The sequence below is a fragment of the Candidatus Aeolococcus gillhamiae genome (genome assembly GCF_016464765.1).
GTDB lineage: Bacteria > Chloroflexota > Dormibacteria > Aeolococcales > Aeolococcaceae > Aeolococcus > Aeolococcus gillhamiae.
The window spans coordinates 1-14,323 of sequence record NZ_JAEKNS010000112.1 but is presented as its reverse complement, the minus strand read 5'-3'; the positions used below and the strand labels follow the sequence as shown (position 1 = coordinate 14,323).

11 protein-coding genes and 1 pseudogene are annotated in these 14,323 nt (G+C 68.2%); all 12 read left to right on the top strand.

The window, feature by feature from the left end; genetic code table 11:
• Positions 1-29: 29 nt before the first annotated feature.
• The 12 genes and pseudogenes from JF886_RS10770 (at position 30) to JF886_RS10715 (ending at position 14,193) form a co-directional block, all read left to right on the top strand.
• Positions 30-614, top strand: coding sequence for an NADH-quinone oxidoreductase subunit C (locus JF886_RS10770; RefSeq protein ID WP_337312316.1), 585 nt, complete (start codon positions 30-32; stop codon positions 612-614).
• A 116-nt stretch (positions 615-730) separates the two neighbouring features.
• Positions 731-1,909, top strand: a complete 1,179-nt coding sequence (gene nuoD / locus JF886_RS10765; RefSeq protein ID WP_337312375.1) for an NADH dehydrogenase (quinone) subunit D — start codon at positions 731-733, stop codon at positions 1,907-1,909.
• A 595-nt stretch (positions 1,910-2,504) separates the two neighbouring features.
• A pseudogene (locus JF886_RS16945) lies at positions 2,505-2,969 on the top strand (NADH-quinone oxidoreductase subunit NuoE family protein); the annotation flags it as partial.
• Between the two features lie 285 nt (positions 2,970-3,254).
• Complete coding sequence (gene nuoF, locus JF886_RS10755) at positions 3,255-4,547, top strand: NADH-quinone oxidoreductase subunit NuoF (protein WP_337312312.1); 1,293 nt, start codon at positions 3,255-3,257, stop codon at positions 4,545-4,547.
• Complete coding sequence (locus tag JF886_RS10750; protein WP_337312310.1) at positions 4,548-6,473, top strand: NADH-quinone oxidoreductase subunit G; 1,926 nt, start codon at positions 4,548-4,550, stop codon at positions 6,471-6,473. It begins immediately after the preceding gene.
• A 50-nt stretch (positions 6,474-6,523) separates the two neighbouring features.
• Positions 6,524-7,558, top strand: coding sequence for an NADH-quinone oxidoreductase subunit NuoH (gene nuoH / locus JF886_RS10745; protein WP_502711426.1), 1,035 nt, complete (start codon positions 6,524-6,526; stop codon positions 7,556-7,558).
• A gap of 10 nt (positions 7,559-7,568) precedes the next feature.
• Entirely contained in the window at positions 7,569-8,195 is a 627-nt protein-coding gene (gene nuoI, locus JF886_RS10740; protein WP_337312306.1) for an NADH-quinone oxidoreductase subunit NuoI, read from the top strand.
• Positions 8,192-8,839, top strand: coding sequence for an NADH-quinone oxidoreductase subunit J family protein (locus JF886_RS10735; RefSeq protein ID WP_337312304.1), 648 nt, complete (start codon positions 8,192-8,194; stop codon positions 8,837-8,839). The genes nuoI and JF886_RS10735 overlap by 4 nt, the downstream gene beginning before the upstream one ends.
• The gene (gene nuoK / locus JF886_RS10730) at positions 8,836-9,147 is read left to right on the top strand and encodes an NADH-quinone oxidoreductase subunit NuoK (RefSeq protein WP_337312302.1); all 312 of its coding nucleotides are present in this window, start codon (positions 8,836-8,838) and stop codon (positions 9,145-9,147) included. Before JF886_RS10735 ends, nuoK begins: the two co-directional genes overlap by 4 nt.
• Entirely contained in the window at positions 9,144-11,111 is a 1,968-nt protein-coding gene (nuoL, locus tag JF886_RS10725; RefSeq protein WP_337312300.1) for an NADH-quinone oxidoreductase subunit L, read from the top strand. The genes nuoK and nuoL overlap by 4 nt, the downstream gene beginning before the upstream one ends.
• Positions 11,108-12,667, top strand: coding sequence for a complex I subunit 4 family protein (locus tag JF886_RS10720; RefSeq protein WP_337312298.1), 1,560 nt, complete (start codon positions 11,108-11,110; stop codon positions 12,665-12,667). Before nuoL ends, JF886_RS10720 begins: the two co-directional genes overlap by 4 nt.
• Positions 12,668-12,669: 2 nt before the next feature.
• On the top strand, positions 12,670-14,193 hold the full coding sequence (locus tag JF886_RS10715; protein WP_337312372.1) for an NADH-quinone oxidoreductase subunit N: 1,524 nt from the start codon (positions 12,670-12,672) through the stop codon (positions 14,191-14,193).
• Positions 14,194-14,323 lie beyond the last annotated feature (130 nt).

Sequence of the window (14,323 nt, the reverse complement as noted above, 5' to 3'; positions counted from 1 at the left end):
GCGGCCCAGCTCTCTTCGGGGATAGAACCGTGACCAGCACCGCCGCCTCCGTCGCTTCGGCACGTCCGTCGCGCGGACGCCGTGCCGCGGACGTGCTCGAGCGCGAGCTGCCCGACGCGGTGGCGCGCGTCGAGGAACAGGTGGGCGAGGTGACCGTGTTCGTGCATGTCGAGCACCTCATCGGTGCGCTGACCCTGCTCCGCGACCATGACAGCGCCGCGTACCGGCTGCCGCTGTTCGTCACCGCTGTCGACTGGCCCGACCGCGAGCCGGCGGCGCCGCGCTACGATGTCGTCTACCAGCTGCGCTCGCTCCGGCACAACGACGAGTGCCGGCTCATCGTCCAGGTGCCCGAGGACGCTCCGCGCGTGCCCACCGCCGAGCGCGTCTTCGCCGGCATGGACTGGCATGAGCGCGAGACCTTCGACCTCTTCGGCATCGAGTTCGTTGGGCACCACGACATGCACCGCATCCTCCTTCCAGAGGACTGGGTGGGCCATCCGCTGCGCAAGGACTACGTCAGCTTCGGCGAGCCGGTTGCGTTCACGCACAACCTGGAGTGGGCGCTGCCCTCTGCCGAGCGGCCTCGCGACATGCCCGGCGAAACCCTCTGATGGCCGTGCTGCCGCCGATGGGCGGGCCCGGCCTGCCGACGCGGGACGAGCAATCGGACGCCTTCGACCGCGGTCGCACCATGCTCGGCGTCGACCCCGCCAACGACGCCATCGACATGGTCCAGCTCGACGACGAGACCATGGAGCTGAACATGGGGCCGATGCATCCCAGCACCCACGGTGTGCTGCGGCTCGTGCTCGAGCTCGATGGCGAGGTGGTGCGCGAGTGCCGCCCCGACATCGGCTTCCTGCACACGGGCTTCGAGAAGTCGTTCGAGTCGCACACCTGGCAGCAGTGCATCCCGTTCACCGACCGGATGGACTACCTGGCCCCGTTGTTCAACAACCTCGGCTTCTCGCTGGCCGCAGAGCGGCTGCTCGGCGTCGAGGTGCCGGCCCGCGCGCAGTACCTGCGCGTGATCATGTGCGAGCTCACCCGCGTGGCCAGCCACTTCCTCTGGTACGGCACCCACGCGCTCGACCTCGGCGCCACCACACCCTTCGTGTACGCGTGGCGTGAGCGCGAGAAGCTGCTCGACATCAACGAGCTGGTCAGTGGCGTGCGCATGCACACCTCGTTCATCCGCGTCGGCGGACTGCTGGCCGACGTGCCCGACGAGTTCTACGCGCTGGTCAATGAGGTGGTGCGCACGTTCCCCTCGTTCATTGACCAGTACGAGCTGCTCATCACCCAGAACCCGATCTGGCTCGAGCGCACCCGGGGGATCGGCGTCATCACCCCCGACGACGCCATCGCCTACGGCGCCACCGGCCCCACCCTGCGCGGCAGCGGCGTCCCCTACGACCTGCGCAAGGCACAGCCGTACAGCTCGTACGACCACTTCGACTTCGATATCCCGATCGGCAGCCGCGGCGACGTCTACGACCGCTACCTGGTGCGCATGCAGGAGGCGCGCGAGTCGCTGAAGATCATCGGCCAGGCCATGGACAACCTCCCCGGCGGTCCCGTCAACACCAGCGACCGGAAGGTGGCGCTGCCGCCGCGCAACGAGATCAACACCTCGATGGAGTCGCTGATCCACCACTTCAAGCTGGTGACCGAGGGCTTCCACGTCCCCAAGGGCCAGGTGTACCAGGCGATCGAGTCACCACGCGGCGAGCTCGGCTTCTACATCGTCAGCGACGGCGGCAACCGGCCGTACCGCTGCAAGGTCCGCGCCCCCTCCTTCAGCAACCTCAGCGCCCTGCCCCACATGGTCCGCGACGAGCTCATCGCGGACGTCGTGGCGGTGATCGGAAGCATCGACATCGTCCTCGGGGACGTCGATCGATGAGGGGCTCCCGTTGTCGGGGCGGGGTGGCGGCGAGGGAACACCAGCGCCGTCTGTTCAGAGGCTTCGCAGCCGTTAGCGTCGCTCCGAACTCCCCACCGGGGAGTTCTCCACTCCTTCGGCTGCTGCAGAATTCACTGCCGTCGCTGGTGTCCCCTCGCCGCCGCCCTTCCTATCGACAACGACCCGCCTCATCTGGATCTGGGGTAGTTGTAGGGCGGACCGTCCGCGCACGGGTTGGCGTTCGTCCGCGGTTGGCAGGTGTCGATAGCGGTTCCACGCGGGTGCGCGGACTGCGCCTGGTTGAGCTGAATTCAGCGTTCGCCTTTGAGGACACGATAGAAGGCAGCGGGTGGCGAGGACGCTCGGACAGGCGGCCTATAGGGATGGCCGGAGGCGAAGTCACCCCAGCCGCAAGCGACGCCGTGAGGCCGGGGACGGAGACACGTCTCCGCAGCGCGAGTTCTGCAGGCTCCCGAGGTCGAGGCGGACGCGCCGGTGGCACGTTCGGCTCGGTCGCCACTGGCGCCGAAGCCTGTTTGAGCAGCAAGGAGATGTGTCTTCGTCCCCGCCCGTCTTCAGCAGCAGCGGAGATGCGATGCCGCTAGCTCTGGCGACTCGCAAGGAGATCACCGCTCTTCGTGATCGCTACCCGCATCCGCGGAGCGCGATCCTTCCCTGTTTGTGGGCTGTCCAGCATGAGCTTGGCTTTCTGTCTGTCGAAGGGATGGCCGAGGTGGCCGAGGTGCTCCGGCTGGCGCCCAGCGAGGTGCAGGCGGTGAGCACCTTCTACTCCATGTACTTTCAGAAGCCGGCGGGTGACCACCATGTTGTGGTCTGCGTCAACGTCAGCTGCGCGCTGCGCGGGGCCGACGAGATCGTCGGCCACGTCGAGCGGCGGCTCGGGGTTCCGTCAGGGGGCACGACCGCGGACGGGAAGTTCACCTGGGAGAGCACGGTCGAGTGCCTCGGCGCCTGCGGGGGCGCGCCGGCCATGCAGGTGGACCATCACTCCCACGAGAACCTCACCCCCGAGCGCGTCGACGGGATCATCGAGAGGCTGCGCTCGCGATCGAGCGGGCGCGCAGGCACCGGCGCGGCCGCAGGGGCACAGCCGAGCGGGCCGCACCCGCCCACGGCCGAGACGCCCCCGGAGGCGACGGCCGAGGGGCCGCCGTCTGATGACCGGTTGGGGGCTGGGGAGGAGCCTGGCGGCGAGCCGCCCTCAGTCGAGCACACCGAGATGCCCGGGTCGCGGACTCAGCCCAGCGCCAACCCGCGCGGCAGCCGCAGCCGGCCCCGCAAACGACCGCGTCTCGACGCGGGCGATCTGTAGGATCGCGCCGTCATGGCCGAACACAAGCTGCTCACCAAGGACTTCGGCACCGAGGGAGTGCAGACACTGGCGGTATACGAGCGCCTCGGCGGCTACCAGGGCCTGCGCGAGGCGTTCCGCAAGTTCACCCCGGAAACCCTCGTCGAGGAGGTGAAGGCGAGCGGCCTGCGCGGGAGGGGAGGGGCGGGCTTTCCGACCGGCATGAAATGGGGCTTCCTGCCCAAGGACGTCTTCCCCCGCTACCTGTGTTGCAACGCCGACGAGTCCGAGCCCGGCTGCTTCAAGGACCGCGAGCTCATCGACGAGAACCCGCACCAGCTCATCGAGGGCCTGCTGATCGCGGCCTACGCACTCCAGGTCAACGTCGCGTTCATCTACATCCGCGGCGAGTACCAGGATCAGCGGTTGCTGCTCGAGCGCTGCGTCGAGGAGGCGCGTGCCGCCGGCCACATCGGCAATGACATTCATGGCAGCGGCTTCACCTGCGACGTGATCGTGCACGGCGGCGCAGGCGCCTACATCTGCGGCGAGGAGACCGCGCTGATCGACTCGCTCGAGGGCTACCGCGGCCAGCCCCGCCTCAAGCCGCCGTTCCCAGCGATCAAGGGCCTGTACGGCAAGCCGACCGTGGTCAACAACGTGGAGACGCTCTCCAACCTTCCCCACATCGTGCAGCGTGGCGGGGCCTGGTTCAAGGCGATCGGCACGGAGAAGAGCGCGGGGACGCGCCTCTTTTGCTGCAGCGGGCACATCAACCGCCCGGGCACGTACGAGATGGCCATGGGCACGCCGATCCGCGAGCTCCTCGCCGAGGAATGCGGCGGCGTCTGGAAGGACCGCTCGCTCAAGGCGTTCCAGCCCGGTGGCGGCTCGATGCAGGTGCTCCTGCCCGAGCATCTCGACCTGCCGCTCGACATGGACGCGGTGATGCAGGCTGGCTCGTCGCTCGGCGCCGGCGCCATGGTCTTCATGGACGAGACCACCTGCATGGTCAACGTGTCCATGCGCCTGGTCGACTTCTACCACCACGAGTCCTGCGGCAAGTGCGCGCCCTGCCGCGAGGGGACGTACTTCGAGTCCGACCTCATGCATCGCCTCGAGGCCGGCGAGTGCAGCCTCGAGGAGCTGAACACCCTCGCCGACATCTGCGACAACATGAACGGCAAGTGCTTCTGCCCGCTCGGCGACACCGCGACCTGGTTCGTGATGTCCGCCTACAAGGCCTTCTCCGACGAGTTCAAGGCGCACTGCGGTGCGGGACGGTGCCCGGTGCGGACCGTGAGAGCCGAATTGGTGACGGCGTAGATGGCCGCCGACGCAACGCCGCCGGCAGCGCCTGACGATGGTCTCGTCGGCGTCACCATCGACGGCCGGTCCATCCGCCTCGCCAAGGGGACCCTGCTGACGGACGCCGCCACCGACCTCGGCATCCACATCCCCATCTACTGCTCGCATCCCAAGATGGACCCCGTGGCCGTCTGCCGCATGTGCCTCGTGCACGTCGAGAAGATGCCCAAGCTGCAGCCCGCCTGCGCCACGTACGTCGCCGAGGGGATGGTGGTCGACACCCAGCGAGCCGACGTCACCAAGACGCGTGAGGGGATGCTGGAGTTCCTGCTTCTCAACCACCCGCTCGACTGCCCGGTCTGCGACCGCGGCGGTGAATGCGACCTCCAGGATTTCGCCTTCCGCTACGGGCCTCCGGCGTCGCGCTTCCCGATCACCGAGAAGGTGCACTTCAACAAGGCGGTGGTGCTCAGCGAGAAGATCGAGCTCGACCAGGAGCGCTGCATCCTCTGCTGGCGGTGCACCCGCTACTACGAGGAGATCACCGGCGAAAAGGAGCTGGTGCTCCAGGAGCGCGGCGTGCACACGCTCATCAACACCTTCGACGGCGGCCAGCTGAAGTCCGACTTCCAGGGCAACCTCCCCGAGGTGTGCCCGGTCGGCGCGCTGACCCATCGCCAGTACCGCTTCAAGTCGCGGCCGTGGGACCTGCAGCGCACCAAGGGCGTCTGCCCGGAGTGCTCCTACGGCTGCAACATCAACATCGACAGCCGCGATTTCGAGGTGCGCCGCTTCGCGTCGCGCGACAACCCGCAGGTCGAGGACATGTGGCTCTGCGATCGCGGCCGCTACAGCGCGGAGAGCTGGAACGACGTCGAGCGGATCCGCCGGCCGGCGGTTCGGGCGGACGGCAAGGTTCGCGACGTCTCCGTCAGCGAGGCGATCGCCACCGCGGCGCGGTCGATCCGCTCGGTCCTGGAGCGCGACGGCCCCGGCGCGATCGCGGTGCTCGGCTCCGCGCAGAACACCAACGAGGAGCTCTGGCTGCTGCAGCGCCTCGGCCGCGAGGTGCTGGGGACTTCCCACATCGACCACCAGCTCGAGACCTTCACCGACATCGGCCCGCACGAGCACTCGCTGGGCATCGCGGAGATCGAGGAGTGCGCCGCGGTCATCGTGCTCGGTGACGAGCCGGAGCACGAGGCGCCGGTGCTCACGCTGCGCCTGTACAAGGCGGCGACCAAGCGCGGGGTGTCGGTGCGGCGTGTCGAGCACGACGTGAGCGCGCGCAGCATCGGTGAGCTGCCCGACGGCGTCATCGGTGTCATCGCAGACGAGATTCACCGCGAGCACGCCGCCCGGCTCGCGGCCGAGCTGGGACGTTCGCGCACCGTGCGCCGGCTCACCATCACACGCGACGTCAACGGGCGCGGCGCCAAGGACGTCGGGGTCCTGCCCAACAGCGGACCCGGCTACGCGACGGTCGCCGACCCCGGCAAGGCGGGACGGCAGATCCTCGAGGCGGCCGCGGCCGGCGGGGTCAAGGCGCTGGTGGTCATGGGCGGGAGCCTGTGGGCCGATGACGTTGCGCCCCTGGTCGAACGCGCCGCGGCACGCGCTGAGGTGCTGGTGGTCATCGACACACGGCCGGGACCCCTGAGCCGTGGCGCCACCGTGCTCATCCCCGGCCACGCCTACTTCGAGAAGGCCGGCACCGTGACCAACGTCGAGGGCCGCGTGCAGCGCATCCGCCCGGCATTGCCGCCGGCCACGCAGACGCCGACAGAGACGCGCATCCTCAGCGCGCTCGCGGCCGAGCTCGGTGCCCCCGGATGGCCCGGTGATCCGCTGCTCGTCAACCGCGAGCTGGTCGCGGCCATCCCCGCATACGGAGTCGCCGGCAACGGCGGCCGCGCCATCTTCGACGCCGCGGTGCCCGCGTGATCGCCGCCTTCTCCGACATCTTCTCGGTGGGCCGCGTCGGCGCGGACGGCATCGTCGTGATCCTGCTCAAGGCGGTGATCGTTCTGCTCGCGCTGGCCACGGCCGCGGCTTACCTGACCTTCGCCGAGCGCAAGGTGGCGGCGCGCATCCAGCTGCGCATCGGTCCCAACCGGGTCGGGCCCCTCGGCCTGCTCCAGCCCGCCGCTGACGCGGTCAAGCTCCTGTTCAAGGAGAACAGCGCGCCTGCGGGACGCGACAAGCTGCTCTTCTGGATCGGCCCGGCGCTCGCCGGCGGGGCGGCCATCTTTGCCTTCGCGGCGATCCCGATCAGCGGCCTCACCTGCGTCGGCGGTCAGCAGGTCGGGCTGGGATGCAACGGCGGCTACCCGCTGCACTGGGACCTGATCCACGTCAACGTCAGCCTCCTCTTCGTGCTGGCGATCACTTCGCTCGGCGTGTACTCGCTGTTCCTCGGTGGCTGGTCGGCGAACAGCAAATACTCGCTGCTTGGCGGCCTGCGCTCGTCCGCGCAGCTGATCTCGTACGAGATGGCGGTGGCCTTCGCGCTGGTCGGCGCGGTCATCCTGGCCGGGTCGCTCGATCTCGAGAGGATCGTGCTGGCGCAGCACGACGTGTGGTTCGTGGTGCTCCAGCCAATGGCGTTCATCCTCTACTTCACCGCCGCGCTGGCGGAGACCAACCGGCTGCCGTTCGACCTGCCCGAGGCCGAGACAGAGCTGGTCGCCGGCTATCACACCGAATACTCCTCGATGCGCTTCGGCTTCTACTTCCTCGGCGAGTACATCAACATGGTCATCGTCTGCTCGATTGCGACGCTGGTGTTCCTCGGTGGCTGGCTGCCGCTGGTTCCGTTCATTCACTCGGACTGGCTCGGAGGGCTGGTCGGTGTGGCCTGGTTCCTCGGCAAGGTGAGTGCATTGCTCTTCGTGATGATGTGGCTGCGCTGGACGCTGCCGCGCTTCCGCTACGACCGGCTCATGAACCTCGGCTGGAAAGTGCTGCTCCCGCTCGGCCTGGTCAACATCGTGATCACCGGGGCGATCGTGGCGGTGCGGGCATCGTGAGGACGCGTTCATGCTGATCGAGGTCGCCAAGGGACTGGCGTTCACGCTCAAGACGATGCTGCGCAAGCCGATCACGGTGCGCTGGCCCGAGGAGCAGAAGCTCACCACGCCGCGCCATCGCGGCCGCCACATCCTCCACCGCTACGACAACGGGCTCGAGAAGTGCATCGGCTGCGAGCTGTGCGCGGCGGCCTGCCCGGTGGGCTGCATCTACGTCGGGCCTGCCGAGAACGATCCCGCCAACCCGGTGTCGCCCGGCGAACGCTACGCCGAGCGCTACGAGATCAACCTGATGCGCTGCATCTACTGCGGGTACTGCGCGGAGGCATGCCCGACCGAGGCGATCACCCTTGGCCCGCGCTACGACCTCGCCGACTACCGGCGCGAGCGCACCGTGGTCACCAAGGCGGAGCTCTTGGAGAGCTGGCCGAAGTTCACGCAGGCGCGCCGGCCCAACAGCGACGTCGGCGCCGGTTCCGACCAGAACGGACGTGAGATGAACGCCTCGGGCATCAGCCCGCGCGTCGCCTGGGAGGCGGGGGAGGAGCAGCGCACCGACGCGCCCCATCCCGACGAGTTCGGCGTGCCCTCGCACGTGCCCCGCGTGATCAGCCCGGAGGAGTCCGAACCGCGATGAGCGTGATCATCTGGGTCGCCGGCGTCCTCGCAGCGCTGAGCGCTCTGGGGGTCGTGTTCTCGCCGCAGCCGCTCTACTCGGCGCTGTCACTGGTGCTCACCATCGGCGCGCTGGGGGTTGTCTTCCTGGTGCTCAACGCCCAGTTCCTCTTCGTGGTCCAGCTCATCGTGTACGCCGGCGCGGTGATGGTCCTCTTCGTCTTCATCATCGCCCTGCTGTCGCCCGGAGCCGAGGACCGTGTCCGCATCGACAGCCGGTTCGTCATCGGCGCGGTGGTGGCGCTGGGGATCACCGTGGCGATGGTGGTGGCCGCCCGCAACGGAATCACCTTCAACGCCAACGGCGTGTTCCGCGCCCAGCAGATCGGCCAGGGCTCGGACCCGTACCACACGTTCTCCTTCGACCAGAGCGACATCGGCCTGGTGAACACCGCGGGCAACGTGCAGACCGTCGGCGGCCAGCTCTTCACGACCTTCCTGCTGCCCTTCGAGATCACGTCCCTGCTGCTCCTGGTGGCCGCGGTGGGCGCCGTGTACCTGACCCGGCGCCTGCGCGCCCAGAACCAGCCGTCCCGGCGCCAGGCGCCGCTGACGCGCCGGCCCACCGTCCTCGAGGAGGAGCGGATCGAGGTGGAAGTCGGATGAGCCCGAGCGGCAACTTCCCGTTCCTGCTCGGCCTCGCGGCTTTCCTGTTCAGCGTCGGTGCGCTCGGGGTGCTGATCCGGCGCAACCCGATCGTGGTGTTCATGTGCATCGAGCTGATGCTCAACGCCGTCAACATCGTCTTCGTCGCCTACGGCCGGTTCCTCAACAGCGAGGAGGGTCAGGTGTTCGCCTTCATGGTCATCGTCGTCGCCGCTGCCGAGGTGGTGGTGGGGCTGGCGCTGATCACCCAGGTCTTCCGCCTGGGACGCGAGCTCGACGTCGACGACCTCAACGAGATGAGCGATTGAACACGACCACCGTCGCGGTCTACGGCTCGCTGATCCTGCTGCTGCCCCTGGCGGGCTCGCTCTTCAACGCCCTGGCCGGTCCGCGGCTGCCACGCAGCGTGGTCAACCTCGTCGGCACCGGCAGCATCTTCGCCGCGTTCGTGATGGCCTGCCTCATGCTCGGGCAGGTCGTCGGTGCGCCGGACGGCGCCAAGTCGGCGACCGTCCACCTCTGGCAATGGATCGACCTCGGTAAGGGCGGCCTCTCCGTCGGCGTCGACCTGACGCTCGATCCGCTCAGCGCGCTGATGATGACGGTGATCACCGGCGTCGGCTTCCTCATCCACGTGTACTCGGTGGGCTACATGGCCGAGGACCGCGGCGTGGCGCGCTTCTTCAGCTACATGAACCTCTTCATCTTCTCGATGCTGGTGCTCGTCCTGGCGGCCGACCTGGTCATCCTGATCATCGGCTGGGGCCTGGTGGCGCTGAGCAGCTACCTGCTCATCGGCTTCTGGTACGAGCGACCGAGCGCGGTGCTGGCGGCGCGCAAGGCGTTCATCACCCAGGTGATCGGCGACGTCGCCCTGGTGATCGCCGCCTTCCTCATCGTTCTCAAGGTCGGCACCCTGAGCATCCCCGGCATCTTCGCCGCGTCCGGCTCATTCCCCGCGAGCGGCCTGCTCATCACCGGCATCTGCGCGCTGCTGGCCATCGGTGCGTTCGCCAAGAGCGCGCAGTTCCCGCTGCACACCTGGCTGCCCGACGCCATGGAGGGCCCCACCCCGGTGTCGGCGCTGATCCACGCCGCCACCATGGTCACCGCCGGGGTGTACCTGATCGCCCGCTTCCACCCGCTCTTCGATCGAGCCCCGGTGGCCCAGGGGATGGTGGCCTGCGTCGGCATGGGCACCGCGCTGATGGCCGGCGTGATTGCGCTCAGCCAAATCGACATCAAGCGCGTCATCGCCTACTCGACGATGTCGCAGATCGGCCTGATGATCTTCGCGGTCGGCATCGGAGCGTACTCGGCGGCGATGTACCACTTCGCCGCGCACGCGGTGTTCAAAGCGCTCCTCTTCATGGCCGCGGGCAACGTCATCCACGCGCTCCATGACGAGCAGGACATCCGTCTCATGGGGGGCGTGGCATCACGAATGCGGCGCACCGAGCTGTGCTTCCTGAGCGGGACCTTCGCGCTGGCAGGCATTCCGTTCTTCGTCGGTTTCTTCAGCAAGGAGGGGCTGCTCGGCTTCGGGCTCACCAACGGTCCGGGTGCGGTGCCGTGGGTTCTCTACCTGGTCGGGTTGGGCATCAACGTGCTCACCGGGCTGTACGCCTTCCGGCTGTGGGCCACCGTGTTCCGCGGTGAGCCGCAGACCGCTCGGGTGTACGCCGCCCATGAGGCGCCGCCGGTGATGCTTGTGCCGGTCCAGATCCTCGCCGTTCTCAGCGCCGGCCTCGGCGTGGTGCTCGGCGTCTGGGCACTGCTCATCCACGACAACGTCCTCATCGGCGTCTTCGCGCGGTTCCTGTCGCCGGTCTTCACCACCGCAGTGTCCGGCCCGGTGGCCGTCGACCTCGGCACCGGGCAGGCGGTTGCCGCGGGTGTCGCCGGCACGCTCGCGTCTCTGCTCGGCGCCGGTCTGGCCGCGCGGCTGTGGCTGCAGCGCCGCCCCGAGCCCGCCGCGGTGATCGAACGGTTGCCGCGGGCGCTGCCGCAGCTCTCCTACAACAAGTTCTATTTCGACGAGCTCTACGACGCGGTGCTGGTGCGGCCCACCCTGGCGCTGGCACGCAGCCTGCGCAGGGTCGTGGAACCGCGCGCCATGGACGGCTGGGTGCGCCTGGTGGCCGACGCCTGCTCCGAGCTCGGGGCCTGGGCGCGCGACTACCAGACCGGCCTGATCCGCGACTACGCGTCCTACATGATCGCGGCGGCCGGCGTTTTCGTCGTCGCCACCATCGTGCTGGTGTCGCGATGAACATCCCCTGGCTGACCGTGGTCCTGGCGGTGCCGCTGGGCGGATCGCTGCTGCTGCAGCTGATCCCGCGTGGCGCGGCCACTGTCCTCAAGGCGTTCACGATCGCCGCCACCCTCGCCACGGCGATCCTGGTCTGGGTGTTGGTGGCGACGATGAGCGGCACCAGGGTGTCACCGGGAGCGCTCGGCTTCCACTACGAGGAGATCCACACCTGGATCCCCGCAATCGGCGCCGGCTACCACCTCGGTCTGGACGGGATCTCGGCATGGATCCTCGCGCTCAACGCCGGCGTCTTCCTGCTCGGCGCCCTGATCGTCTCGCGACGCAGCACCGACCGACTCAAGCTGTTCTGCGGGCTGCTCCTGCTCACCGAGACCATGACCGCCGGCGTGCTGCTGAGCGTCGACCTGCTGCTCTTCTACCTGTTCTGGGAAGGCATGCTCATCCCGCTGTACTTCGTGCTCGCCAACTACGGCAACGAGAACCGCGGCCGGGCGACGCTGAAGTTCGTCATCTACACGGTGGCCGGCAGCCTGCTCATGCTGCTCGCGATCATCGCCCTGGGCGTCGCCAGCGGGCGCAGCTCCTTCGATCTCACCGCGCTTCTCGGCGGCCCGCTGTCGCGGACGCCGGTGGTCATCCCTGGGCTCAACATCACCACGTTCACTCCCGAGCAATGGGCCTTCCTGGCGTTCGCTGCAGCCTTCGCCATCAAGATCCCGATCGTCCCGTTCCACACGTGGCTGCCCGACCTCTACGAGTCGGCGCCGGTGCCTGTGCTGGTGTTCTTCGCCGGGCTGGTCAGCAAGCTCGGCGCCTATGGGTTCATCCGCTTCGGGTTGACGCTGTTCCCCGACGCCATCAACACCTTCAAGTGGCTGCTCGCCGCGCTGGCGGTGCTGAGCATCATCTACGGCGCTCTGATGGCCCTGAGCCAGACCGACCTCAAACGCATCGTCGCGTACTCGAGCCTCAGCCACCTGGGCTTCATTGCGCTGGGCATCTTCACGCTCACCACCAACGGGGTGAACGGAGCCGTGATCCAGATCGTCAACCACGGGATCATCATCGCCGCGCTCTTCATCATCGTGGGCATCGTCGAGGAGCGCACCGGGACGCGTGACATCCGCGAGCTGTCCGGGCTCGAGAAGCGGATGCCGTGGCTCTACGCGCTCTTCCTGGTGGCGACGTTGGCGGGGCTCGGGATGCCCGGGATGAACTCGTTCGCCGGCGAGTTCTCGATCATGCTCGGCGCCTTCCAGCTGCATCCTGTGTACGCGGTGCTTGCCGGCGTCGGGGTGGTGCTCGCCTGCTGGTACATGCTGCGCCTGCACCAGGGGTTGATGCACGACCCGCCTCAGCCGCGCACCGAAGGCGTCCGCGACATGCGCCTGAGCCAGGGCCTGGTGCTGCTGCCCCTGACCGCGCTCATGGTGCTGCTCGGTGTGTTCCCGCGGCCGGTCGGTGACATCGCCCGTCCCAGCGTCGAGCAGACCGTGGTCGTCGCCAACAGCCCGCACACCTCGACCGCGGTCACCAACGCGGGCGCGCCGTGACCATGCTGGCCGCGCTGCCACCGCTGTCCACGCCGAACGGCGTCGACATCCTCGGCATCCTCCCCGAGGTGATCCTCGGTGGCGGCTTCGTCATGCTGCTGCTGCTCGACCTGGTCACCAGCGCGTCCCATCGCGGCTGGCTGGCCGGCTTCAGCCTGGTGGCCGTCGCCGCGTCGTTCGGCTCCACGGTGTGGGGCTGGTTCGACGCAGCCACGCCGCACACCGTGTACTTCGGGTCGTTCGCCTACGACCGCTTCGGGCTCTTCATCAACGCCATCATCCTGGTCAGCACCGCGCTGGTCCTGGTGATCAGCCCGCAGTACCTCAACCGTCGCGGGATGCACTACGGCGAGTACTACTCACTGATCCTGGCCGCGGCGACGGGCATGATGCTCCTCGCCGGGGCGAGCAGCCTGATGGTCATCTTCCTGGCCATCGAGCTGCTGTCGATCGCGCTCTACATCCTCAGCGGCTTCAACCGCCACGAGCCGCGCTCGCAGGAGGCGGCGCTCAAGTACCTGCTGCTCGGTGGCTTCGCGTCGGGATTCCTGCTCTTCGGCAGGGCGCTCATCTACGGCGAGACCGGCCACACCCAGCTGGCCCAGATCTTCTCTGCGCTGCAGAGCTCGGGCAACTCGGTGGATCCATTGCTGATGGCGGGCATCGCGCTGCTCTTCGTCGGGCTCGCGTTCAAGATCAGCGCGGCACCCTTCCACACCTGGACGCCGGACGTGTACCAGGGCGCGCCAACGTCGGTCACGACGTTCATGAGCGTGACCACAAAGGTGGCCGCCTTCGCAGCGCTGATCCGCGTGTTCACCTACACGCTCGGCGAGCCGACCGTGTACGACCGCTGGAAGATCATGGTGTACTTCGTGGCGATCGCCTCGATGGTGATCGGCAATGTCGCCGCCCTGCGCCAGACCAGCCTGAAGCGCATGCTCGGCTACTCCGGCATCGCCCAGGCCGGCTACATCCTCATCGGTGTCGTGGTCCCGCCGTTCACCGCGCAGGGCAGCGTCAACACGGTCGGCACGGTGGGATCGTTGTACTACCTGGCCGCCTACGCGGTCACCAATATCGGCGCCTTCGCGGTGATCACCATCATGGCCGGTCGCGGCGAGGACATGGACAGCTACGACAGCCTGCGCGGGCTGGCGTTCCGGCGACCGTATGTGGCCGCCGCCATGGGACTCTTCCTGCTCTCGCTGGGAGGGTTCCCGCCCACGGCGGGGTTCTTCGCCAAGTTCTTCGTGTTCGCTGCTGCCATCAACGCCCACGAGGTTCCGCTCGCACTGTGGGGAATCGCCACCAGCGCCATCTCGGTCTTCTACTACCTGCGCGTCGCCCTGCTGATGTACACGCGGCCGCGCCCCGACCAGGCGGCGTACAACTGGTCACGCACCTCGCTGTCCGGTGGAGGGGTGCTGCTGCTCACTGTCGGCGGCACGCTGGTGCTCGGCATCTTCGTGACCCTGGTGCTCAACCTCGCCATCCTCGCCCAGCACGGCGCCATCCCCTCCTGAGCCGCGGCCTCTGACGCGGAGCAGCGGCGACAGGTCAGTCAGGATTGAAGAGCAGCTCACGAACCGCCGCGAGCGGGGGCAGACCACTGCCGAGCATGGTGTCGTGGAAGCCGCGCAGGCTGAATCCCGG